Raw genomic sequence first — 24,165 nt, 5'->3', positions numbered from 1 at the left:
CCCACTTACCATTTTAAGAGCACCGCTTTTATTTTTCAAAAAACAAACAAATCTTATAAAAGAACGATATTTACTTCATAAAATTTTCAGGTCTTCAAATAAGACCTCACAAATGCAACTGAAGATCTTAAGCAGCCATTTGGCGCCGTACAGCAATTGTAAGTCCCAACAAAACTTGACGAATGATAGCTTCTCCTAAAGACGAATTTTTACGGCTCTCTAAAACAGCAGTTTGAATTCTTTCCATTGCATAGGAAATATGTTCCAACTTCCAATATTTTAAAGCTTGCTCCACTGTTCTTTTGCGTTGAAAAAAAATAGGAGGGCGCGCCTGAGAGATTACTGTAGAAGGAGATTTCCCTTCAACCTCCACTTGATAACGCAAGAGTTGTAATTGCTGAAAGTGCCTTTGTGCCGTACTCAAAATAAAAAAAACTGTACCGTGCAGTGCTGCATATCGGCTAAAATGGGCCTCAAATCCCGCAATATCTCCCAAGAGAAGTGCATCAACCACTTCATCGAGAGAAAGAGCACTCACATTGCTTACAATAGCTTTCACATCTTCAAGAGTAATATGGATATCAGAAGCGTAAAGACAAAGCTTTTCCAATTCACTACGTGATACAAGACGGTCCCCTCCCAAACTTTCGTGCAACCACTTTCGTGCATCTAAAGAAAGGGTTTTCTTAAAATGTCCCAAAACCTCATCAATCAATCCATCAAGAGAACGAACATCATCTGCAAAACAGGGTAAAGCCATTGCTTTTGATGCCGTTTCAACGACATTGCGCAGTCCTGTTCCTTTTTTCAAATCCCCCGCTTCAATGAGAATAAAACACGCTTCTGGCGGTTCCTCAATTAAAAGCTTTAAGGCTGTAAGAAAACCTTTCTGGTTAGCCCCATTAGAAACCCATATCAAACGATCCCCCCCAAAGAGTGATAAAGTACGTGCTTCATTTTCCAAACGAGCAGGATCTTTATCAATCTCAGCAGCATCCAAACGAACCGTTGAAAATGGATCTTCTATTGCCACCTGCGTAAGCTTAGCAAAACGTTGTGCACGTTCACAAACAAGACCACGATCTGGTCCATAAATAAGAACAATAGGAAAGGCACGCGAAAAACGCGTTAGAAAAGGATCAACTTCATGCGCTTTTTTCTGAGCCAAAATATTAATCCATTAAAAGTTCATCATCATCAAGAGCCTCCCCACGAACCTTTTGGAACATACCTATGAGATCGCTCACACCCCACCCTTTACGTTCTTCTTGATGCACATCTAAAATCACTTTTCCACCATGCAACATCAGTGTCCGATCTCCATGATCAAGAGCCTGACGCATAGAATGCGTGACCATAATAGTGGTTAATTTCTTCTCTTCAACAATTTTTTCAGTTAACCGCATTACAAAATCAGCCATTCCTGGATCTAATGCTGAAGTATGTTCATCAAGCAATAAAACATCTGCATGTGCCAAAGTAGCCATAATAAGACAAACAGCCTGACGTTGACCTCCTGATAAACTGTCCATAGGATTATGAATACACGACTCAAGACCAATACCTAATTGGGCAATTTTATCTCGAAAAAATTGTCGTTTTTTATGATCTAAAGCTGAACGCAAACCACGACGACTACCACGAAGAGCTGCAAGAGCCAAATTTTCTTCAATTGTTAAGGAACCGCAACTTCCCACTAATGAATCTTGAAAAACACAAGCAACCTTTCCAGCGCGCTCGCTTATTGATTGCCTAGAAACATTTTGCCCATTAATGATCACTTTTCCTTCTGTCGGAAGAATTGCACCTGCTAAAACACTCAGCAAAGTTGATTTGCCAGCACCATTTGAACCAATAACCGTAACAAAGCTCCCCTGTTCAATCTTAAGGTTAAGATCAATAAGGGCCTGTTTTTCCAAAGGCGTTCGCGGTTTAAAAGTAACCCCAACATGAGAAAACTCAATCATGTTTACGCCTCCCCAAATAACGTGGCACAATAAGTGTTAAAGCAACCAAAAGCGCAGTGATCAATTGAAGATCCGTCGATGTATTAATACCAATCCCCTGTGCCTCAAAAGCAAACTGCACTGCAACGCGATAAAGAACAGATCCCACGATACAGCTGATAATAATCCAGAAAATATTTCGTGTACGAAAGAGAGTTTCACCGATAATCACTGCTGCTAAACCGAAAACAATAGTACCAGTTCCACCAGTAATATCCGTAGCAATAGCGGTTTGAATATAAAGGGATCCTCCAAGTGCAACGCATGCATTTGAAAGACCCATACCAAAATAAATTAACGCTGATGTATGAACCCCTTGCGCTGTAGCCATCCGTGGATTAGCGCCCATTGCTCTCATAGCAAGTCCTATTTCACTTTCCAAAAAGCGCCAAATGGAAAATGCTACAATCAGTAAGACTGAACCGACAAAAAGAGGACGCACAAAAATATCAGGGAGGCCAAACGCACCATAAAAAGGTGTTAAAGCAGTATCGGCAAGTGCCAAATTAACATTAGACCCTCCCATAATTCCCATAATACGGAGATTAATCGTATAAAGTGCCGACATTGTTAAAATGGAAGCCAAAAGATTTAAAATGCCAAAATGCAAATTCAGCAAAGCCGTTAATAAACCTGCCGCCATACCTGCACAAAAAGCACACGCCATAGCTGTCCATGCATTGAAGCCTAAAAGAATCAAAACACCACAAACACACGAACCAAGAAGAAATGAACCATCGACCGTTAAATCAGGAAAATCTAAAACGCGAAACGAGAGATAAACCCCAAGAGCAACGAATGCATAAATAAGACCTAATTCTACAGCACCAGAAAATGCAAATATATTCATCCAGAACCAACCTCATGAAAACCTAACGTACTTTTATTGTGACGATATCATATCAATGAAAGTTTACTGAATGATCTTCGTTGCGCGTTCCATAATTGCCTGTGGAATAATGATACCAGCTTTTTTAGTTGCTTTCATATCAATTCGGATATCATTATTAGCGGCCTGCATAACATCCATATCGCCGGGTTTTTCACCCTTTAAGATACGTACAACCATTTTTCCAGCTTCAAGGCCTACATCATAGAAATTCACGCCTTGCGTCATAAAAGGACCACGTCCAATAGAGTTAGAATCAACAGTAAATAAAGGCGTATTTGTTTCCTCTGTAACCTTTACAGCTCCTTCTAAAACAGAAAGAACGGTATTATCAGCAGGAATAAAAATGATATCCACTTTACCAATTAAAGCCCGTGTCGCAGCCTGAACATCAGAAGGTTTAGGTGCTGATGAAGGTATCACTTCAATTCCAGCTTTATCTGCCACGTCCTGTAACATTTTCAATGTTGAAACAGAATTTGCTTCAGAAGCATTATAAAGATAACCAAGTTTTTTCAAATCTGGTTTTACTTCCTGCAAAAGCTTAAGACTTTGTGCAACATCTATACGATCAGAAGTACCCGTCACATTACCACCGGGTTTAGTAAGCGAAGACACGATTTTTGCTCCGATTGGGTCAGAAATCGCAGCAAAAACAACAGGAATTGTTCTCGTAGCTGCAAGCACTGTCTGTGCTGAAGGCGTACTGATAGCGACAATGACATCAGGTTTATCACCAACAAATTTACGTGCAACTTGTGTTGCTGTAGAAATATTTCCCTGTGCGGATAAAAAAGTGAGTTCGAAATTTTCACCTTGTTTATAGCCATTTTCCGTTAGTGCATCTTCCACCCCTTTGCGCACGGCATCTGCAGCAGGATGTGCCATAATTTGAGTAATCGCAACTTTAACATGTTTAATATGATCATCTGCTTTTGCAAAACTATTCATGGCAAAAACAGCTGCAACGGCAATCCCCAATAAGCTTATTCTTTTCGACATTCGACTCCGCCCCTTTTTTGCAACAATTAAAAGTAAATAATTTATTGCTGAAGAATCTTTCAAAATCAATCTTTATTTGTTTTTTTGAGAGGTAAGCAAAATAAATCAAACTGAAATGTTATTTTTTTGTTGCAATTCGTAAAAGCCTACGCCATACAGACAACATCTGAAGCAAAATATGTTTCGAATCGGTGAGCGGGTGTAGCTCAGGGGTAGAGCACAACCTTGCCAAGGTTGGGGTCGTGGGTTCGAATCCCATCGCCCGCTCCATGAATTTCACTTCAGTATTTTCATATCTATTCGTTATATAGAGGTAGCTTGTCAGCAGATTCTGTATAATTTGTTGTGAAGTTTTATACCAATTTATTTTTTTCAAAAATCCTGCAAAGGTAGTTTTTCAGATTTTTAAAACTCTCTCTTCTTTTTGTTATCAAATTTTGATTTTTTCTATTTTCTGCCTCTAAAATCCAAGTTGTAAAAAGTGCGTGAGGTGGTAAGAATTATAATATTTTTCTTCTCATTCCACTTCTTAGACAACTCCTACCAAACAAACGACAAGAGCCACTCAGTTAGCCTTTAAAATAGAATTTTTTCATATTCAATTGCTTCATCCATTCTTCCATAATTCATAAAAATGATGAAGTGGTCCCCGTCCTTTTCCTACTTGCAAAGCGCTTGAAGCAGATAAAGCGCCATTCAAATAGTCTTTTGCCTGTTTAACAGCACAAACCAAAGGCTGCGTTGGCAACAAAGCTGCAATCGCAGCTGAAATAGTACAACCTGTACCGTGATCATGCGTGGTTATGAAACGAGAAGATTCCAACATAACAAGTTCTTTAGAATCGCAATAAAGGTCTGGACTTAAATCATCGTGATTTGCTGGATTTGTTCTAGCAAGAGCACTTAAATGACCACCCTTCAACAAAGCTGCATGACAACCTAATGCCAGAAGCTGCGGACCATATTGATACATAGCGTTTAACGACCATTGCACTTCACATCCTAATAACAGTGCTGCCTCAGGCAAATTTGGCGTGATCAAAGTTGACAATGGAACAAGAACATCACGCATCACTTCAATCGTATCAGGCTCTAAAAGGACATCGCCACTTTTTGCCACCATAACAGGATCAAAAACAATAAAACGGGGTTTATAATAAGCCAAACGCTCTGCAATAATTTGAGCAATTTGGGCATTTGCCACCATACCAATCTTAACGGCATCCACATGAATATCTTCAAAAACGGAATCAATTTGGTCAGCAACAAAAGAAGCATCCAAAGCCTTAAAAGCACGTACACCTTGTGTATTTTGTGCAACAACAGCCGTCACCACACTCATACCATAGGTTTTCATGGCTGCAAAAACCTTCAAATCAGCTTGCATTCCAGCGCCACCAGAAGGATCAGTGCCCGCAATAGATAAAATACGCGGAATCAAAAGAGTGTTTTGGCTACTCTGTAGTTTCATCAGCCTATCTCCTTATGTTTTTAAATATCAGAAAAGAGGTTATCGAAAAAAGAGATATTTGAAAAAACATAAAGAGAGATGTTTTCTCATGTAAATTACGTTATATACATGGTCTCTTTGCAGATATAAAATGGAAAATATAAGTGCTTATTCTTCGTTCTCTTCTTTTCACATTCGCTTTTTATACAACGACTTTCATACAAATGATTCTTTACGCCCCCATCTATTTTTTAATGCCACGCAAAAAAGCGTGGATTGTACCTAAAACATGGGCGCGTGTTACACTTTTTTTACAAAAATACATTGTAGGCACACACTATGAAATTGAAGGATTAGAAAATCTCCCAAAGGGATCCTATATTATCGCTCCCAAACATCAATCTGCATGGGAAACTTTTGGCCTTGTGCCCTATCTTGATGACCCTGCTCTTATCCTAAAACGTGAATTGACATGGATTCCGTTTTTTGGCTGGTACATGGCAAAAACACAAATTATACCCATCAACCGAACCACCCCCATTAAAGCTTTAAAAACCATCATACAAAAAGCAAAAGAAAAAACAAAACAAGGGCGTCAAATTCTGATATTTCCTGAAGGAACGCGTCGACAACCAGGTCAAGAACCTGATTATAAATCAGGGATTGTTGCGCTTTACAATGAATTGGGCCTTCAAGTTGTTCCCATTGCACACAATGCCGGTTTATATTGGCCACGCAACAATTTTCGCCGTTATCCTGGAACAATTCGTATTCGTATTCTTCCCCCCATAGATGCCGGTTTAAGTAAACGTGATTTTCTAGACCAACTCGTTCAAAAAACAGAAAAAGCTTGTGATGAATTGCTTCTACGAGCATCTAAAGATCCCAGCCCTCCCCCACTGCCACCTTCCGCTGTAAAAAGGCTTCAAGAGCTTCAATCATTGAGAGAAATTGAGACGTAATTAACCATCTGCTCTCATGGTTCTGGATTCGAAAGTGTTATGTGCTACATTAAAAGAGTTCTAAGTTACTGATAAGTAGAAATTGGACTTAAACTTAATGCGGCAGCTTTTTTATAATTTATTTTTATCTTTCGTTATGAGTTTGATGAGTACCTTTACTCTTGCTCAGCCCTTTATTTCTGTTGATGTTACAACTGGACGTATTTTAGAGCACAATCAAGCCTTTGATCGTTGGTATCCTGCCTCTTTAACAAAATTAATGACCGCTTATATTATTTTTCGTGGCATGAAAGCAGGGGAAATTTCACCAAAGCAACACATCACCATCAGCGAATATGCAGCAAAAGCTCCTGCACACCGTTCAGGTTATAAAGCTGGTTCCGTTCTTACACTTGATACAGCCTTAACGATTACTCTGGTTAATTCCACTAATGATTTGGCTATTGCTATGAGTGAAGCAGTTGCTGGTTCACAAGAAGCTTTTGTGCAAAAAATGAATGCTGAAGCGCAACGTCTTGGCATGTTTGGAACGCATTTTGCTAATGCAAGTGGACTACCAGATCCCCATAATTATTCTACAGCACGTGATATTGCTCTTTTAGCGGTTCAGATTCGTCGAGAATTTCCTCAATATGTCCATTATTTTTCTATTCCAGCCATTGATTTTGGAAAAAAACGAAAAATTCAACCCAACTCAAACAATCTTATTGGTCGTTTTCATGGGATTGATGGCATGAAAACGGGCTTTATTTGTGCCTCCGGTTTCAATCTTGTTGCCTCAGCAACCCGCAACAAACGCACAATTATTGCTGTCATTCTAGGATCTAACAACGTAAGTGAAAGAGAAGAAAAAGCCGCACAACTTCTTGAAACAGGTTTTTCCCACCAAGGATTGCCTCAATCAACATTAGCCACATTAAAACCCTATGGCACTAAAATGACACAAGCAAGCAATATGAAACAACAAACATGCACGCCTGAAGCGGTAAAAATGCATGCAAACTCTTATGATGAGCAAGGAAATATTATCTTCACCTCACCTTTTATTACTTCTACACCTTCTTCTGCTCTCCCTTTGCCAGTACGACTCATTAGTACACCGCAAACATATAAAGCAAAAACAAAACCACTAAAAAAATTTCATATTCCCTATAAAAAGCTAGAAAAACGCCCTATAACAAAAGCAGCAAATCATGGTTGATGATGAAATATGAAAACAACGCGCATTCCACTCACGCTTATTACCGGCTTTTTAGGCTCTGGCAAAACAACTTTTCTCAATCGTATGTTACGCGATCCTCTTTTGGCTGAGTGTGCTGTTATCATCAATGAATTTGGCGAAGTGGGAATTGACCATCTTCTGGTTGAAAAAACGACCGAAGGAATCATAGAACTCACAAATGGCTGCTTATGCTGTAATTTGCGCAGTGATCTTATTGATACATTAACTGATTTAATTGATCGCATTGATAGAGGAGAACTCAAACAACTCAACCGCATTATCATTGAAACAACAGGCCTGGCTGATCCCGCCCCTATTTTACAAGCTCTTCTAAGCCATCCACTTTTAACGCAAGCATTTTCTATCGACGCTGTTCTTGCAACATTTGATATATTAAACACGCCTTCCATACTCAAACGTTATCCTGAAATACAAAAACAATTAGCACTTGCTGATAAAATTATTCTTACAAAAACAGATCTTATTGACGAAAAAACGCTTTCAAATACGCTTATCAACACACTCAAAACGATAAATCCCACAGCACAAATCATCGATGTCCATTCTGACCATTGTTGTTCAAATGCCTTAATAGGTAAGACATTATGGGATGAAAAAGAAGAAAATGGACACTTTAAACAATGCCTCACCAGTACTCCACATGATCATGCTCATCCTTGGACCATTCGCACCTTTTTATTAGACTGTGAGGAGCCTCTTGATTACACAACTATTGAAGCTTTTTTAGATCTCCTACGAGACCTTTATGGCGCAAAATTATTACGTCTTAAAGCAATTATAGCATTGCGTGATGATCCACACCGCCCACTTGTATTGCACGGTGTGCAGACATTTTTTCATCCACCTATAAGGCTTTCAGCTTGGCCACAAGGAATCATACAAACCCGATTTGTCATCATTGCAGATGGAATTGAAAAAGAAGCGATACAAAAACTCTTCGATGCATTTTTAAACAAACCAGCAATAGATACTGCAGACAAAACTGCTATATTAGACAATCCCCTAGCCATTCCAGGAATGAAATTTTAATTTCTCCTGTAATATTCAATAAGACAATTTTTAACAGAGAGAGAGCGGATTTTTAAACACACTCCACCCCATCTCACCACAAACACTCACACACCATGAGTCAAGAACAAAGCATTCTCAAACAAGCAAAGAGATTTACGTTTACATAAGAATACCTTTATCGCATTAAAGAAGCAGAAATTTTATCGGCGTTATGATTGAAAACATAACGTTTTTCATAAACTTGAACGGTTGGAGGCTTACGATTCTCCTCAAAAAAATCATAGCCTTCTTTAAGCATTACCCAAAATTGATAATGTGGATCAGTGCGATGACGTTCCATATTAGCATCAGTCATGCGAAAAGGAAAAGCTTGCAACTGAAATTCTCTCTGTCCTCCTCTAAACGCGTCTCGTGCAAAAGCATAAATTTGTGCCATATTTTTATCACTCATGGAATAACAACCCGCAGAGAAACAAGAACCATGCACCATAAGATGTCTTCCTGTGCGACCATGTGCCTGATCGTAAAGATTTGGAAAACCTATATTAAAGGAAAGATAATATTTTGAGTAAGGATTCATTTGATTTGCAGTAATGGTATAAAAACCTTCTGGTGTCTGTAAATCCCCCTCTTTATATTTGGGTCCAAGCTGCCCTGACCATTTGCAAATACCATAGCGAGCCACCAGCATAAAAGGCCCCGAACGAGATTGCTTCCAAATTTCGGCAACATTCTCCTCTTTAAAAAACCGCATCATAATTGGTGCATAGGGATCGATATTATAGAGAGCCATTCTATTGTGGATTTCTTGTGGAAGTGGCTGCTCAACTTTAGCTCGAATAGATGCTGGCAATCTTGTTCCGCATGCCGTTAATATACCCATTGCAAACACAACACATACAGTGAGGAACCTGTTGAATGTCATAAAATAAAACTCCCATTTATCCCCTCACAACAATCAATTACGCTAGAGATCTACCAATTTGAAGATATTTTTCCCAACGCTCTCGTTTAAGAACTTCACCAGTTTTTCCAGCCATAGACTTTAAAGCAGAAGAAATCACATTGCCCGTTTCATCAATCGCTGCTTCTTTATCGCGATGCGCACCTCCTAAAGGCTCAGGAATAATGTCATCAATAATCTTTAATCGATACAAATCCTGAGCAGTAATACGCATATTCGTTGCGGCATCTTTCGCACGGGTTGGATCACGCCATAAAATAGAAGCTGCGCCTTCTGGAGAAATAACAGAATAAATTGCATGTTCCAGCATATAAACTTTGTTGGCTGCAGCAATTGCTATCGCTCCTCCTGAACCACCTTCTCCAATCACAACGGAGACGACAGGAACTTTTAAGCGCAAAGTCGCCGCTGTTGATTGAGCAATTGCTTCTGCTTGACCCCGCTCTTCAGCGCTCACACCAGGATAAGCCCCTGCCGTATCAACAAAAGTGAGGAGTGGCAAACCAAACCGATCAGCCATTTCCATAATACGCACTGCTTTGCGATATCCTTCTGGCCGTGCAGAACCAAAATTATAGCGCAAACGGGTTTGCGTATCATGACCTTTCTCCTGACCTATGTACGCAATTGCTTCTCCTTTAAAGCGTGCAAATCCGGCTTGAATAGCCTCATCTTCCGCAAATTTGCGATCTCCCGCCAAAGGAGTCACATCACTAAGCAAACGTGCAGAGTAATCCATAAAATGAGGACGATCAGGATGGCGAGCCACTTGCGTTTTTTGCCATGGCGATAATTTTTTATAGATATCACGCAATGCCGTTTGGGAACGCACTTCAAGACGCGCGATTTCATCGCTCATATCAAGGCTTCCCTCTTGTTGAGAAATCTGTTTTAATTCGAGAATTTTCCCGTCAAGATCAGCAACTGGTTTTTCAAAATCAAGATAATTATACATTGTCCTCAACTTATTTGATGTGACTTATAAACTTATAATTCGCTTTATAAAGTGTTTTTTTAAACAACACCTTTTCTTTACCCAGCCTTCTGTTTATCTGCAAGTGGATGATGCTCATTAACCAAACGATAAAGACCTTCTTCCAACACATGTGTGTAAATTTGAGTGGTAGCAATATCAGAATGGCCTAACAAATGCTGAACGGCTCGTAAATCAGCGCCATTTTGCAAAAGATGGCTAGCAAAAGCATGGCGTAACACATGGGGAGAAAAGCCACTACTTATCCCTGCTCTGCTTGCAAGACTTTTCAACTCCCGTGCCACAACTTGTCGAGCAATATATCCTGTCTCTGAGTGTGCAGGAAAAAGATAAAGACTTTCCGCATCCTTTCCTTGATCACGCAAATCTAACCATTGCGACAGAACTTGATGTGCTTTTTTTGATAAAAGCACCATTCGTTCTTTTTTGCCCTTACCACGCACTAAAATACTGTACCCCTCCCCTCGGACAGCCTGCACCGGAAGACTTACCAATTCACTAATGCGTAGCCCTGTTGCATAAAGCATTTCAATCAACAGTTGAAGACGCAATGCGCGAAAATGATTCTTTGATCCATAATCTGCTTGTTCCACTTCCAACTGCGCTAAATCAAGCAATTTTGTTACCGCATCCTCACTGACAATTTTAGGCAAAGGGCGTCCCTGACGAGGTGCATCAATATCATAAGAGGGATCATCTGCTCTCAACCCTTCTGCATAAAGAAATTGATAAAATTGACGCAATGTCGATAAACGACGCGCTTGCGAAGATGCTGTAAAACCAAGAGTGTGCATAAGTGACAAAAGACCAATTAAATCTTCCTTTTGCGCTGAAAAAAGTGAAACAGAATGCGAAGACAGCTCATCTTGTGCCCACTGTAAATCATGCTGATAAGCCGTAAGTGTATGTGGAGAAGCTCCCCTTTCAGCACTCATCATCTCAAGAAAATGATCTATCATAGCACTATTTTTCATTTTATTGATTCACTTTCGAAGAAAGATTCAATGAATCTAAAGGAACGTCGATATACATATCCACAGTTACCGGTTCTACCCAAACCACGAGAGCAACCATTATACTGAAAAGCACAATAAGTGAAATGAAAAGAATCTTTAAAAATCTGAACAATGTTGGCATAAAACAATAAATACTCTAAAAACACTCTATCCTTTATTATGCCTTACAAAGATTAACAGGAATTGACTTTAAGGCAGATAAATGCCGAAATAAAGTTATGAACAGTCATCGATCTAAGCAGCTTCCGATAGCACAAATAAAGAAGGAACTCTTATCCGTTCTTGATAAACGAGCCCTTGTCCTTGTCGGTCTTATGGGAGCAGGTAAATCTGTAATCGGACAACGCATAGCCACTATGCTTCACCTACCCTTTTATGATTCCGATCAGGAAATTGAAAAAGCCGCACAAATGACAATCACGGAACTTTTTAAAATTTATGGTGAAGCAGAATTCCGTGCTCTTGAACAGCGCGTTATTCTCAACCTCATGAAAAAAAGTCCTCTTATCTTAGCAACAGGCGGTGGTGCCTACATGAACGAAAATATTCGAAAAGCCATTCATCAAAATGGTATATCCATATGGCTCAAAGTAGATCTTGATATCCTCATGAAACGTGTTTTACGGCGCCCAACGCGACCACTCCTTCAAACAGCCAACCCTAAAGAAACCATGCAAAAACTCATGGAACAACGCAATCCGGTCTATGCAAAAGCAAATTTAACAATTAACAGTCATAAAGAAAGCCGTCATACTGTAGCACAAAATGTTATACGGTCCGTACAGCACTACTTGTACACAGAAATAAACGATAGGAACAACAAGAATGCAAGCCAAGACTGTCACCGTTAAACTGAATAAACACTGCTACGATATCATCATCGGCTCAAACCTGATTGCACAAGCTGCTTCACACATAAAGCATTCTCTGAACCAAAAAGGTTCTCAAACGCGTTTGGCTGTTGTTACAGATAAAAATGTTGCACATCTTCATTTGATTAAATTGCAGGAAGAATTAACAAAAAATGAAATCCATTTTGTTCCAATCGTTGTAGAAGCAGGAGAGCAATCAAAATCATTTTCAACTCTGCAAACTGTCATCGATAAAATTCTTGCTGCACGTCTAGAAAGAGGTGACTGCGTTATTGCTTTTGGTGGTGGTGTCATTGGAGACTTGGGAGGATTCGCCGCAAGTATAATACGCCGCGGTATGAATTTCATTCAAATGCCTACAACGCTTCTTGCACAAATTGACTCCTCTGTTGGTGGAAAAACAGGCATAAATAGCCAATATGGTAAAAATCTCATTGGTGCTTTTTATCAACCGCAATGCGTTATTGCCGACACATCTGTTCTTGATACATTACCCTCGCGCGAATTTCGCGCTGGCTACGCTGAAATGGTTAAATATGGCCTTATTAACCAACCTGATTTCTTTGAGTGGCTTGAAAAAAATGGGCAAGAAGTTTTTTCCAATGGCCCCATACGAACAGAAGCGATTGTCCGCTCATGCCAATTTAAAGCTGACATTGTCGCACGTGATGAATATGAAAGAGGAGAACGTGCACTCTTAAACCTTGGCCATACATTTGGACACATGCTTGAAACAGCAACAGCCTATGACTCAAGCCGCCTCATCCACGGTGAAGGCGTAGCAATTGGGATGGTTTTAGCCCATCAATTTTCTGCTCAACTTAATTTAACAGACCCCACAATCACACAACGTGTTGAAACACACCTCAAAGCCATAGGGCTGCCTACACAATTGAAAGATATTCCAGGGAAACTCCCAGATGCTAAAACACTGCTCACCTTTATTGCTCAAGACAAAAAAGTTTCGCAAAACAGCCTAACCTTCATCCTAACACGCGGAATTGGGCAATCATTTATTGCAAAAAATGTCCCTTCAGAGGCAATTTTAACCTTTCTAGAACAAAAAATAGCAGAAATTCGTTAATTCATATTGAATATAATTGATTCGTTTTTATACTTCTATTAAAGAAATAAAGTATGATGATGTCTGCGTAGCTCAGGAGGATAGAGCACAGGATTCCTAAAGAAATTGGGCGCCTTAAGGAGAAATCCTTAAAGTGGATCTGCTCAAATTCGGGGAAAGCTTCATAGGAGACTATATGCCAATCCCGAGCCAAGCCTTTTTTAAAACAAAAGGAAGGTGTAGAGACTGAACGGGCAGCACCTAAAGAGCACAAGCTTCAAGGTGAAGAGACAGTCCAGACCACAAACAGCCTGTAAAGCTGGCGGTGAAAATCGAAGTGGTATGAATCCTGGGGCCGCAGGTTCGAATCCTGCCGTAGACACCATTCTATCAGTCAAATCATTCTTCTGCATAACACAGGGAAGCATTATGAAAAAAACTTTACGAATTTTGGGATTTTTCGCCACTTTAATTCTATCATCTTTCAGCTCAATGAATGCCTTCGCTGGTTCTTTCGTCATTGAAGTACCAGACACTCCAGAACCCAAAACACAAACGGTTGCCTATCAATGTGATGCTGGAACAAGTAAAGAACGGGTTGAAGCAGTCTATCTCAATGCTGACAACATTTCGTTGCTTGATTTCAAGTGGAAAGGTGATCGTGTCATTGCTGCAAATGTAATCGCCGACATAGGAAAAAAATATGAAGGAGAAGAGTACATTTGGTTGGAAAACAACAACGAAGTCACACTTCATGATCGTATTCGTGATCCAGAAGGAAAAAAACTCATCCGCTGCAAAGATGAATCAACATTATTATTCTAAATAATCAGGTAAACATTATGAAAAAAACTTTTTTTAATTTACAGTTTTTATCCACTTTAACTTTCTCACTGTTTAGCGCAATGAGTGCTTTTGCTGGTTCTTTAGTCATTGAGGTACCAGACACTCCAGAACCAACAATAGAATCTGTTACCTACCAATGCAATATGGGAACAAAAAAAGAGCGCGTTGAAGCAACCTACTATAATACCGGTGATATTGCTTTAGTTGATCTCAAATGGAATGAAAAGCGTATTATCGCTGCCAATGTCATTGCCGCTTCAGGCGCAAAATATGCGGGAGGTGAATATATTTGGTGGACAAAACAAAACGAAGCCTCATTGTATGACCTCATTAATGATCCAAAGGAGGAAAAGCCCCTCCACTGTGTAGAAGAAAAAGATACAAAATAAGAAAGTTCTTATACACTCAAAACTATGCTGGCTCTTAATCTTATGATGTTTCTTCTGTTGCGGACAATTTTTCATCCGTCTGATGCGATAAAAGAGCCAGCGGCTTTTTTAATTTATTTTCTGAATAATTTCGATAAGCTGCAGCCTGTGACAGCAACATAGAGGATACTGGTGTCGTTACAAACAAAAAGATTACCAGCAAGAATTCATGAAAAACAAAATGGTGGTCTACAAATATTGAATAAAGAAATGAAGAAATGAGAATACTCCCTGCGCCCCAACTTGTACTCAATGAAGGCATATGCAGACGCTCATAAAAATTGGAAAAACGCACCAACCCTATTGCTCCAATCAATGTGAGACCAGACCCTAATATTAAAAAAACTGTAACAATAATAGCAACCACAAGTGATACATCGTCTTTCATTCAATAATCTCCCCGCGCATAAGAAATTTTGCCAAAGCAACACTCGATACAGGGCCTAAAAGACCAAGAATAAGAGCTGCTACAAAATAAATGGTTGTTCCTGAACGGATATCGAATGTGAGAAATAAAAGGATAGTATTTATATAAAGAGCATCTAAACCAACAATACGATCCTGCGCCCGCGGTCCATAAATCAACCGAAACAATGCGAGAAGCATCGCTAAACTTAAAAAAAACTGTGAGATGAAAAGCCCCCAATAAAGAATAACCATACTCATGAAAAAATCTCCAAAAGTAATTGTTCATATCGTTGTTTGATCAATCTCTGGTAATCATACCCATCCTTAAGATTTAAAACATGAAGCAATAGTTCACCATTTTTTCTATTATAGGCAATCCAAACGGTTCCTGGAGTTATTGCAAGGATGCACGCTAAAACTGCCAAAGCAGTATAACTCTCAAGCAAAAGAGGTACCACGATAAAACCAGATTGTTGTTTCTGAAGCCTTTTTGTAAAAACAAAAAAAGCTACTGAAATATTTGACGTGATAGAATCAATAAACACGCGAAAAACCAAACGAAAAATTGCACGCCAATTTTTAAGAGTGATTTTTTCCAGCTCAAGAAACTGCATCACCCAACCACTAAACAAAGCAATTATAATCCCTAAAAGCAATTGATCTAAATTAAAACCGTTTAAGGTCAACCACATAAAAACAATTGCCGCACTAAAAAAAGGGAAAGGACAAAAATAATTCATCGTTTCATCTCCCTCTTTTTGAGAGAAAAATCATCCAAAACACTTCCAATGTAATTTTGAGGCTCATATAAAGTTTTAGCTGTTTCAGCCATATAATGACCAACAGGAGCAGCAACAATTGTTATAAGAAAACACAAAGAAAGAAGAACAACAATAGGTGCAAATTCAATCACCTGCACACGCGGAATTCTCTCTTCAAGAGAGACCCAAAAAGTACGGATACCGGTTCGTGTAAGAGCAATTAGAGCGGCAAAACCAGAGAAGGTGACAAAAATCATAAAGAGCCAATCATGATAAACCGGCAGAGAAGCAGATAAATCCTCCTTAATGTGGTTTAAAACTGCCAAGAACATCATAAGTTTTGCAACGAAACCTGAAAAAGGTGGTAGACCAATAATCAAAATAGCACAAAGACCAAAACAAGCCCCAAGAATTGCCAAAGTTACTGGCAAATAAGTACCGACTTCATCGTCTTCCTCCTCTTCATCATCACCATATACTTCCATTGTAACAGTCAAAACATTCGCAGCCACATCCTGACAGCGTTCAACAAGCTCTACCAAAAGAAAAAAAGCGCCAAGTGCTAAAGTTGAAGAAACAATATAAAAAAGTGCACCTGCTATAAGCTCTGTACTGCCAATACCAATTGCAGCCAACAATGTACCGGAAGAGACAAGAACACTATAAGCTGCTAAACGTACCAAAACTTGGCTAGCCAAAACTCCAATAAAACCAAAAGCCATAGTAGCAAGCCCACCATAAAACAAAACCATATGACCAAAATGGCTAAAATATCCACTTTCAGGACTAAAAAAGAGCAGTGTTAAACGTAAAATAATATAAATACCCACCTTACTCAAAAGTGCAAAAGATGCGCCAACAGGTGCTGCCGCTGCACTGTAAGTTGGCATCACCCAAAAATTAAGTGGCCACATACCCGCTTTGAGTAAAAAGGCGATACCCAAAAGCGCAGCACCTATTTCGAATAAAACAATATCGCCAGAAGCTATATGTTTCATTTTTACAGCCAAATCAGCCATATTAAGTGTACCAACGACTCCATAAATGAGTGCTGTACCAAGTAAAAAAAAGAGCGAAGCTACAAGGTTAACCACAACATAATGCAACCCAGCACGCACACGTAACTGACCAGAACCATGCAATGCTAGCCCATAAGAAGCCGTTAACATCACTTCAAAAAATACAAATAAATTGAATAAATCACCTGTCAAAAAAGCGCCGTTTATTCCAACCATGAAAAATTGCATCAGTGACTGAAAATGAGGGCCCGCTTTGTACCAATGCGCCTGAGAAAAAACCAACGCACTTATCATCAACAAGCTAGAAAGTAAAAGCATCATAGCGCTTAAACAATCAAGGACCAAAACAATTCCGAAAGGAGAAGGCCAATTGCCAAGCCGATAAACCTCCGATGCCGGCGTAACTTCAAGAGCACGCATAATCAACAAAACAGCAACAACAACCAACAATCCCGCAGAAAAAAGACTGATGAGAGATTTAAGTTTTGAACGCCGTTCATCATAAAAGAGAAGGAGTGCTCCTGTGCTTAATGGTAAAAGAATAGGCAAAATAAGAAGATGTTGCATGGAGGATTTCATCACTGCACCTCACGTCCATCAACGTGATCTGAGCCTGTTAATCCGCGTGAAACGAGAAGAATCACCAAAAATAAAGCTGTTGTTGCAAAACCAATCACAATTGCCGTCAAAACCAACGCTTGCGGAAGAGGATCAACATAATTCTCTGGATTGATCAGAGTGGAAGGATCAACAATCGGTGCAGCATTGCTACGTGGTCTACTCATTGAAAACATAAAAAGATTAACACCATAGGAAATCAAAGATAACCCAAGAATGACCTGAAAAGTTCGTGGACGTAAAACCAGCCAAATACCTGATCCAACAAGAACACCAATACCCAAAGAAAGAATAATTTCCATTAATCCCCCTTCTCTTTTAAAAGAGGTTTCCTACCGATTCGGTAACTACGAATGGACTGGTGTGCAAGTGCAATTAAAATGAGAACAGTTGCTCCAAACACAAGAGAAAATACACCACAATCAAATAAAAAAGCAGATGCTACAGGAATCTTACCAATCAACGGAAGATCAGTATATTGAAAAAAGGAGGTTAAAAAAGGATAGCCAACCAACCAAGCTCCCCCTCCCGTGGCAACTGACAATAGTAAGCCAAACCCCATCCAACGCAAAGGTAAAACCCTCAAACGACTTTCCACCCAACGAATATCACGAGCAAGATATTGCAAAATAAAGCCTATTGCTAACGTCACGCCACCGACAAATCCACCTCCTGGAAGATCATGCCCCCGCAGAAATAAATAAATCGAAAAAGCAATAATAATCGGAAAGAGCCATCCCATCATAACAGCAGGAACAGTGAGATAATTCAATACTGTATCCCCCACATCCCGATCAGGCTGTTGCATATCAAAAGTTTTTTGAATACGTTGTTGAAAAGGTGCATCAATACTTTCAGGGGCAGGACGAAACCGCCGTAAAAGAGCAAAAACAGTGAGTGAAACAACCCCTAAAACGACAATTTCTCCCATGGTATCAAAACCACGGAAATCAACCAACAACACATTCACAACATTGTGACCACCTGCAGCAGAATAAGAATTTGTCAGAAAAAAATCAGAAATTGTTGTCCCTTGAGGACGTGTCATCATGGCAAAAGAGAGCCACGCTACCCCTGCCCCCCCGACAAGAGCTATAAAGAAATCACGCATACGACGCAAACGCACAAAAAAATGAACAGAAGTTGGAGCAGGATTATACAAACGTTTAGGCAACCACCGCAAACCAAGCAATAACAAGACGGTTGTTACCACTTCAACAACCAATTGTGTTATTGCCAAATCAGGTGCAGAGAGCCATAAAAAGGTTGCACAAGTCATCAAGCCGGCTCCCCCCAACAGCATAAGTGAAGCAAGGCGGTGAAACTTTGCTTGCCAAGCAACTAAAAGTGCGCACAATCCACCTACCAACCAAAGAGCAAGAAAAGGAATATCAAGCGGAAAAAGCGGTAAGGAACCTGCTGAAATTAAACCATCGCACCAAAGCAAAAAACCAACAAAGACAAAACACACACCAAAAATCCAGTGCAACTGCATTTGCAAACGGCGTGTTGATAAAATAGATTCCACAGTACGCGCCCATTTCCAAGAAATAATCACAAGAACGCGTTCAAAAATACGTGGTCCTTTCAAGTGACGAAAGAATGGAGGTCCATCATCACAGGATAAAAAATAACGATGCCCGACAGCATAGAGCAATCCGCCCCCCAATAAAGCCACAAAACTCATCATTAATGGTGTATTAATTCCATGCCAAACAGCTAAGCTATAAGGAACTGTCATTGGTCCTAAAACAGACACAACTGCATTATCCAAAATAGGCCCTATTGTTACATTAGGAAAAATACCAACTGCTAAACAAATAAAGACCAAAAGCTCCATTGGTAAACGCATAAAATGCGGTGGTTCATGTGGTGTTTTGGGTAAATTAAGAGGTTTTGGTCCCCAAAAGACACCATGAATAAAGCGTATAGAATAAGTCACACTAAACAAGCTCGCCAGTGTCGCTACATAAGGTGCAATCCAATCGAGCCATGAATCCATATGCATTTCAACTGCTTCAGCAAAAAACATCTCTTTCGATAAAAAACCATTTAACAAAGGAACTCCAGCCATCGCCGCACTTGCCACTAAAGCAAGAGTTGCTGTAATAGGCATAGAACGATAAAGACCTGTCAGTTTACGCATATCACGTGTTCCTGTCTCGTGATCAATAATGCCAGCAGCCATAAATAAAGAAGCTTTAAAAGTAGCATGATTGGCCATATGAAAAATTGCTGCAACACATGCAAGCGGACTACCAAGGCTTAAAAGGGTGGTAATCAATCCAAGATGACTAATCGTTGAGTAAGCAAGCAGACCTTTTAAGTCTTGCTGAAACATGGAAAAATAGGCACCAAGCAATAGTGTTGAGAGACCTGAAAAGCCAACAAGCCAAAACCAAGATTCTGTCCCAGAAAGTACAGGCCATAAACGAACAAGCAAAAACAATCCCGCTTTCACCATTGTCGCCGAATGCAAATAAGACGATACGGGTGTTGGAGCAGCCATAGCATTGGGCAACCAAAAATGAAAAGGAAACTGTGCACTTTTCGTTAATCCTCCCAATAAAATACAAATAAGAACAGGGTTATAAAAAGGACTTGACCGGATCATGTCTCCAGACTGCAAGACCTTATCCAAATCAAAACTGCCAACGATGAACCCAATCAATAAAACCCCAATAAAAAGAGCAAAACCACCAAAACCTGTGATCGTTAAAGCCATACGCGCTCCCTCACGCGCACTTGCATTGTGATACCAATAACCAATCAATAGAAAAGAAAAGATACTGGTGAGTTCCCAAAAAACAACCAAAAAGACGAGATTTCCTGACAAGACTATTCCCGTCATTGAGCCCATAAAGGCCAGAAAAAAAGAAAAAAAACGCGGTACAGAATCCGCTGGATCCATATAATAACGTGCGTAGACAACAATAAGTAGCCCAATTCCTGTAATGAGCAAGCAAAAAAGCCACGACAAACCATCCATACGGAGGATCAAATCAACGCCCCACTCTGAAAGCCATGAAATATCTAAACGCAAGACATGGTTTCCATGTACCACTGGATAAAGCATTATTGTAAAAAGAAGACTGCAAAGTGCAATGACACCAGCAAACCATGCTTCATTATTTTTTGCCGTCGAACGAAAGAAACCAATAACAGCACTTCCACCAAAGGGGAGCAAAACGAGCAATATCAACATTGCTTCCCGTATTGTCATTCTTTAAGCTCCCTACAGTCCTTAATATTTTGTCATAAACAAAATAAAAATTTATAATTTATATTGTCACCCCCTCATCCCGCACTTACGATAATAAGATTTAATAAAACTTAAAAGTACTTAAAATTTAAAAAAAACAACTGTTGCGTGAAAAAAATACGCATCATACAAATTCCTTCTTTAATTTTAAAATAGGAACGAATACGATAAGATTCGACAGACGTTTTTCATGTTTAACAACCTCTACCCTTTTAAAAAGCGCGAAAGACACTGCTTACGAGGTCCATAAAAAGGTTGATAACTGTTATCATTTTTATTATAAGAGCGATAACGCGCACGGCAAGATTCAATATGCTCTTGAGGCAGTTTTTTTGCATCTGATACACCTTTCAAGAGCATGTGTTTTACATTTAGATTTGGTAATACAACGAAGGCTGCTTCAGGATACCACCAATTATCTCTATACTTACGATAACCACGCCGATAATTATGATACCCTTTAAAACCGTTAAGTTCTCTACGTCCCGTAAAAACCAAAGGCATCGTATTTTCTTGAACAAAAGTCTGAGGAAGCACTTTGGCTTCAACATCACTCTTATTTTGCACCCAATGAACAATATTGATTGTTATAATGAAAAAACTACCAACAGATATAAGAGCTAAAGCATAATATAATTTTTTTTTCACACGCATAACGCAAATCTCATCATCACAAAACCAAAACGCAGTTACAGAAAATTTTTCTACTGCTAAAGAAAAACAGACCTCTTTTTTTTGAGACATTCTGTTGCTCTTTGTATTAAACGTTAGTCTTGGCAATAAGATCCTTCAAAAGAGAATGGATAAAAAATGATAAAAACTCCCTATTATCTTATAGATAAATCTGAACTCATAAAAAATATGGAAATTATCACTCGCTTACGCGAAATATCTGGAGCGAAAATTCTGCTTGCTTTGAAATGTTTTGCCACATGGAGTGTCTTTGATTTAATGTCTGAATTTATGGATGGAACTACATCATCATCCCTTTATGAACTGCGTTTGGGAAGAGAAAAATTCGGCAAAGAAACACATGCTTATTCGGTTGCTTGGGCAGATCATGAGATTGATGAAGCCTGTGGTTATGCAGACAAAATTATCTTTAATTCCATCCAACAGCTTCAACGTTTTGCTGATAAAACAAAAACCATTCAACGAGGGCTCAGATTAAATCCAGGAATCAGCGCATCCAATTTTGATCTTGCCAATCCTTCTCGCCCTTTTAGCCGCTTAGGAGAAACCAATAAAAGCGCCATTAAAGAAGTTTTACCCCTTATCAATGGGTTAATGATTCACAATAATTGTGAAAATGCTGATTTTAATCTTTTTAATCAAATGCTGAATCATATGGAAGAAAATTTTGCAGAACTTTTTGCTGCTGTTGACTGGATAAGCCTTGGTGGTGGAATTCATTTTACCGCTGAAAATTATCCTCTAGAAACTTTTGCAAAACGTTTAAAACATTTTTCAAAAACCTATGGTATCACCATTTTTCTAGAACCAGGAGAAGCCGCTATAACAAAAAGCACTACACTAGAGGTAAGTGTTCTTGATACGTTATATAATGGAAAAAAGCTCGCTATTGTTGATAGCTCAATTGAAGCCCATATGCTTGATCTTCTCATTTATCGTGAAAATGCCAAATTAGAACCAAATCAGGGGCCCCATGAAATTATGGTCTGCGGAAAGTCCTGTCTTGCTGGTGATATTTTTGGAACATTTCATTTTCCAGAACCCCTTAAAGTAGGTGATAGATTATCTTTTCAAGATGCAGCAGGCTATACAATGGTTAAGAAGAATTGGTTTAATGGCGTTTCAATGCCCGCCATTGTTATTAAAGAATTTGATGGTACACTAACAGTTCAACGCCAATTTAGCTATAATGACTATCTGAAAAGTCTTTCATAAAAAAATCACCGTTCAAGAAACGTCATTACAACAATATTAAAAAGGAGACGAATCTAAAATGAAGAAAAATATTCTCATTATTGGTGCTGGAGGTGTTGCACAAGTTGTTGCGCACAAATGTGCTCAAAACAACGATATTCTCGGTGACATTCATATTGCTTCACGAACACTCAAAAAATGTGAAGCCATCATTGCTTCCATAAAAGAAAAAAACGCAATGAAAGAACAAGGAGTTCTCAAGGGGCATGCGCTCAACGCAATGAATATAGAAGAGACCATAAAACTCATCCAAAAAACAAAATGTGAAATTGTCATCAATGTTGGATCGGCTTTTCTTAACATGTCTGTTCTTTCGGCTTGTATCGAAACAAAATGCGCTTATATCGACACTGCAATTCATGAAGACCCTTTGAAAGTTTGTGAAACACCTCCTTGGTATGGCAATTATGAATGGCCTCGACGTCAAGAATGTGAAAAGGCTGGTATAACAGCTATTTTAGGTGCAGGCTTTGACCCAGGCGTTGTAAATGCTTATGCAGCATTAGCGCGTGAATGTTATTTTGATAAAATCACTGATGTTGATATTATTGATATTAATGCCGGAAATCATGGACGCTGGTTTGCCACGAATTTTGATCCAGAAATTAACTTTCGAGAATTTACAGGAAAAGTATGGTCTTGGCAAAATAAAAAATGGGTTTCCAATCAAATGTTTGAAATCAGCCATGAATGGGATCTTCCCGTTGTAGGAAAACAAAAAGCTTATATGACAGGACATGATGAAATTCATTCATTATCCAAGAATCTCGATATTGAAAATATTCGATTCTGGATGGGATTCAGCGAACGTTATATCACTGTTTTTACCGTTTTAAAAAATCTCGGACTTTTATCCGAACAGCCCATCAAAACAGCAGAGGGTCAAGAGGTTGTTCCTTTAAAAGTGGTGAAAGCCGTCTTACCTGACCCAGCTTCTTTAGCACCAAACTATACAGGAAAAACTTGTATTGGAGACCTCATTAAAGGCGAAAAAGATGGAAAACCACGAGAAGTTTTTATCTATAATATAGCTGATCATAAACAAGCTTTTAATGAAACCGGTGCACAAGGCATTTCTTACACCGCTGGTGTACCAGCAGCAGTTGCTTCTCTTCTTATTGCCACCGGCGAATGGGATGTTAAAACCATGGTCAATGTAGAAGAATTACCCTCACGCCCTTTCCTCAAATACCTTGATCATATGGGGCTTTCAACTTGGATAAGAGAACAACAAGAAGAGAAGAAATTACAATTCTAAACTTATTTCCAATACTAGAAACAAATACAAAAAAACCGCCCCTTTTAAAAAGGCGGTTTTTTCAAAAATACACAACATGTAAATTCGAAAATAGCATCTTTCCCCTTTTCAGAAGGAGTTATAAAGCGCTAAAAAGCGTCAAACCA

General features: G+C 39.2%; 24 protein-coding genes and 1 tRNA gene. 10 read left to right on the top strand and 15 right to left on the bottom strand.

Features of this window, described 5'->3' with window-relative positions:
• Positions 1-127: 127 nt before the first annotated feature.
• From holA to ME1_RS01920, 4 genes are all read right to left on the bottom strand, one after another.
• Positions 128-1,168: a DNA polymerase III subunit delta gene (gene holA, locus ME1_RS01935; RefSeq protein WP_004862516.1), complete on the bottom strand. Its 1,041-nt coding sequence runs from the start codon at positions 1,166-1,168 to the stop codon at positions 128-130.
• Between the two features lie 4 nt (positions 1,169-1,172).
• Complete coding sequence (locus ME1_RS01930; RefSeq protein ID WP_004862515.1) at positions 1,173-1,967, bottom strand: ABC transporter ATP-binding protein; 795 nt, start codon at positions 1,965-1,967, stop codon at positions 1,173-1,175.
• The gene (locus ME1_RS01925; RefSeq protein WP_004862513.1) at positions 1,960-2,856 is read right to left on the bottom strand and encodes an ABC transporter permease; all 897 of its coding nucleotides are present in this window, start codon (positions 2,854-2,856) and stop codon (positions 1,960-1,962) included. Before ME1_RS01925 ends, ME1_RS01930 begins: the two co-directional genes overlap by 8 nt.
• Before the next feature lie 63 nt (positions 2,857-2,919).
• Positions 2,920-3,897 (bottom strand): ABC transporter substrate-binding protein, encoded by a 978-nt coding sequence (locus ME1_RS01920; protein ID WP_004862512.1) that lies wholly within the window; start codon positions 3,895-3,897, stop codon positions 2,920-2,922.
• A 195-nt stretch (positions 3,898-4,092) separates the two neighbouring features.
• On the opposite strand from ME1_RS01920, the gene ME1_RS01915 reads away from it, so the two are divergent.
• Positions 4,093-4,167 (top strand) — tRNA-Gly (locus tag ME1_RS01915).
• 337 nt (positions 4,168-4,504) lie between these two features.
• On the opposite strand, the gene thiD is transcribed toward ME1_RS01915, so the two are convergent.
• On the bottom strand, positions 4,505-5,368 hold the full coding sequence (gene thiD, locus ME1_RS01910; RefSeq protein WP_004862510.1) for a bifunctional hydroxymethylpyrimidine kinase/phosphomethylpyrimidine kinase: 864 nt from the start codon (positions 5,366-5,368) through the stop codon (positions 4,505-4,507).
• 143 nt (positions 5,369-5,511) lie between these two features.
• Here thiD and ME1_RS01905 point away from each other — a divergent pair, with 143 nt between their 5' ends.
• The 3 genes from ME1_RS01905 (at position 5,512) to ME1_RS01895 (ending at position 8,581) form a co-directional block, all read left to right on the top strand.
• Positions 5,512-6,309, top strand: coding sequence for a lysophospholipid acyltransferase family protein (locus tag ME1_RS01905; protein WP_004862508.1), 798 nt, complete (start codon positions 5,512-5,514; stop codon positions 6,307-6,309).
• Between the two features lie 97 nt (positions 6,310-6,406).
• Positions 6,407-7,510 (top strand): D-alanyl-D-alanine carboxypeptidase family protein, encoded by a 1,104-nt coding sequence (locus ME1_RS01900; RefSeq protein ID WP_004862506.1) that lies wholly within the window; start codon positions 6,407-6,409, stop codon positions 7,508-7,510.
• A gap of 9 nt (positions 7,511-7,519) precedes the next feature.
• The gene (locus ME1_RS01895; protein ID WP_004862504.1) at positions 7,520-8,581 is read left to right on the top strand and encodes a CobW family GTP-binding protein; all 1,062 of its coding nucleotides are present in this window, start codon (positions 7,520-7,522) and stop codon (positions 8,579-8,581) included.
• Between the two features lie 157 nt (positions 8,582-8,738).
• Here the strand turns inward: ME1_RS01895 and ME1_RS01890 are convergent, their stop codons facing one another.
• From ME1_RS01890 to ME1_RS01880, 3 genes are all read right to left on the bottom strand, one after another.
• Complete coding sequence (locus tag ME1_RS01890) at positions 8,739-9,488, bottom strand: L,D-transpeptidase family protein (protein ID WP_004862502.1); 750 nt, start codon at positions 9,486-9,488, stop codon at positions 8,739-8,741.
• 37 nt (positions 9,489-9,525) lie between these two features.
• Positions 9,526-10,482, bottom strand: coding sequence for an acetyl-CoA carboxylase carboxyltransferase subunit alpha (locus tag ME1_RS01885; protein WP_004862500.1), 957 nt, complete (start codon positions 10,480-10,482; stop codon positions 9,526-9,528).
• A 77-nt stretch (positions 10,483-10,559) separates the two neighbouring features.
• Positions 10,560-11,495 carry a site-specific tyrosine recombinase XerD gene (locus ME1_RS01880; RefSeq protein ID WP_004862498.1) on the bottom strand — a complete coding sequence of 312 codons (936 nt, stop codon included), beginning with the start codon at positions 11,493-11,495 and terminating at the stop codon, positions 10,560-10,562.
• Between the two features lie 260 nt (positions 11,496-11,755).
• Between ME1_RS01880 and ME1_RS01875 the strand changes: the two genes are divergently transcribed.
• From ME1_RS01875 to ME1_RS01860, 4 genes are all read left to right on the top strand, one after another.
• Positions 11,756-12,388 (top strand): shikimate kinase, encoded by a 633-nt coding sequence (locus ME1_RS01875; protein WP_004862495.1) that lies wholly within the window; start codon positions 11,756-11,758, stop codon positions 12,386-12,388.
• Entirely contained in the window at positions 12,363-13,493 is a 1,131-nt protein-coding gene (aroB, locus tag ME1_RS01870; protein ID WP_004862494.1) for a 3-dehydroquinate synthase, read from the top strand. Before ME1_RS01875 ends, aroB begins: the two co-directional genes overlap by 26 nt.
• A 408-nt stretch (positions 13,494-13,901) precedes the next feature.
• The gene (locus ME1_RS01865; RefSeq protein ID WP_004862493.1) at positions 13,902-14,297 is read left to right on the top strand and encodes an MliC family protein; all 396 of its coding nucleotides are present in this window, start codon (positions 13,902-13,904) and stop codon (positions 14,295-14,297) included.
• A gap of 17 nt (positions 14,298-14,314) precedes the next feature.
• Complete coding sequence (locus ME1_RS01860) at positions 14,315-14,707, top strand: MliC family protein (RefSeq protein ID WP_004862491.1); 393 nt, start codon at positions 14,315-14,317, stop codon at positions 14,705-14,707.
• A 40-nt stretch (positions 14,708-14,747) separates the two neighbouring features.
• Here the strand turns inward: ME1_RS01860 and mnhG are convergent, their stop codons facing one another.
• The 7 genes from mnhG to ME1_RS01825 all read right to left on the bottom strand — a co-directional run bounded on the left by mnhG (position 14,748) and on the right by ME1_RS01825 (position 21,468).
• Positions 14,748-15,134: a monovalent cation/H(+) antiporter subunit G gene (gene mnhG, locus ME1_RS01855; RefSeq protein WP_004862488.1), complete on the bottom strand. Its 387-nt coding sequence runs from the start codon at positions 15,132-15,134 to the stop codon at positions 14,748-14,750.
• Complete coding sequence (locus tag ME1_RS01850) at positions 15,131-15,412, bottom strand: K+/H+ antiporter subunit F (protein WP_004862486.1); 282 nt, start codon at positions 15,410-15,412, stop codon at positions 15,131-15,133. Before ME1_RS01850 ends, mnhG begins: the two co-directional genes overlap by 4 nt.
• A complete protein-coding gene (locus tag ME1_RS01845) occupies positions 15,409-15,894 on the bottom strand; it encodes a Na+/H+ antiporter subunit E (RefSeq protein ID WP_004862484.1) in 486 nt (161 codons plus the stop codon). Before ME1_RS01845 ends, ME1_RS01850 begins: the two co-directional genes overlap by 4 nt.
• Entirely contained in the window at positions 15,891-17,513 is a 1,623-nt protein-coding gene (locus ME1_RS01840) for a monovalent cation/H+ antiporter subunit D (RefSeq protein WP_004862482.1), read from the bottom strand. The genes ME1_RS01845 and ME1_RS01840 overlap by 4 nt, the downstream gene beginning before the upstream one ends.
• Complete coding sequence (locus tag ME1_RS01835; RefSeq protein ID WP_004862480.1) at positions 17,513-17,854, bottom strand: Na+/H+ antiporter subunit C; 342 nt, start codon at positions 17,852-17,854, stop codon at positions 17,513-17,515. The genes ME1_RS01840 and ME1_RS01835 overlap by 1 nt, the downstream gene beginning before the upstream one ends.
• Positions 17,854-20,775: a monovalent cation/H+ antiporter subunit A gene (locus ME1_RS01830; protein ID WP_004862478.1), complete on the bottom strand. Its 2,922-nt coding sequence runs from the start codon at positions 20,773-20,775 to the stop codon at positions 17,854-17,856. The genes ME1_RS01835 and ME1_RS01830 overlap by 1 nt, the downstream gene beginning before the upstream one ends.
• Positions 20,776-21,018: 243 nt before the next feature.
• Positions 21,019-21,468 (bottom strand): BA14K family protein, encoded by a 450-nt coding sequence (locus ME1_RS01825; protein ID WP_035009131.1) that lies wholly within the window; start codon positions 21,466-21,468, stop codon positions 21,019-21,021.
• A 156-nt stretch (positions 21,469-21,624) separates the two neighbouring features.
• Here ME1_RS01825 and ME1_RS01820 point away from each other — a divergent pair, with 156 nt between their 5' ends.
• Together ME1_RS01820 and ME1_RS01815 are read left to right on the top strand one after the other, a co-directional pair.
• A complete protein-coding gene (locus ME1_RS01820; RefSeq protein WP_004862475.1) occupies positions 21,625-22,722 on the top strand; it encodes a carboxynorspermidine decarboxylase in 1,098 nt (365 codons plus the stop codon).
• A gap of 58 nt (positions 22,723-22,780) precedes the next feature.
• A complete protein-coding gene (locus ME1_RS01815) occupies positions 22,781-24,019 on the top strand; it encodes a saccharopine dehydrogenase family protein (RefSeq protein ID WP_004862474.1) in 1,239 nt (412 codons plus the stop codon).
• The last annotated feature ends 146 nt before the right edge of the window (positions 24,020-24,165 follow it).

The organism is Bartonella vinsonii subsp. arupensis OK-94-513 (genome assembly GCF_000278235.1).
GTDB lineage: Bacteria > Pseudomonadota > Alphaproteobacteria > Rhizobiales > Rhizobiaceae > Bartonella > Bartonella arupensis.
The sequence above is the reverse complement of the archived record's forward strand: the minus strand, read 5'-3'. Positions and strand labels throughout refer to the sequence as shown.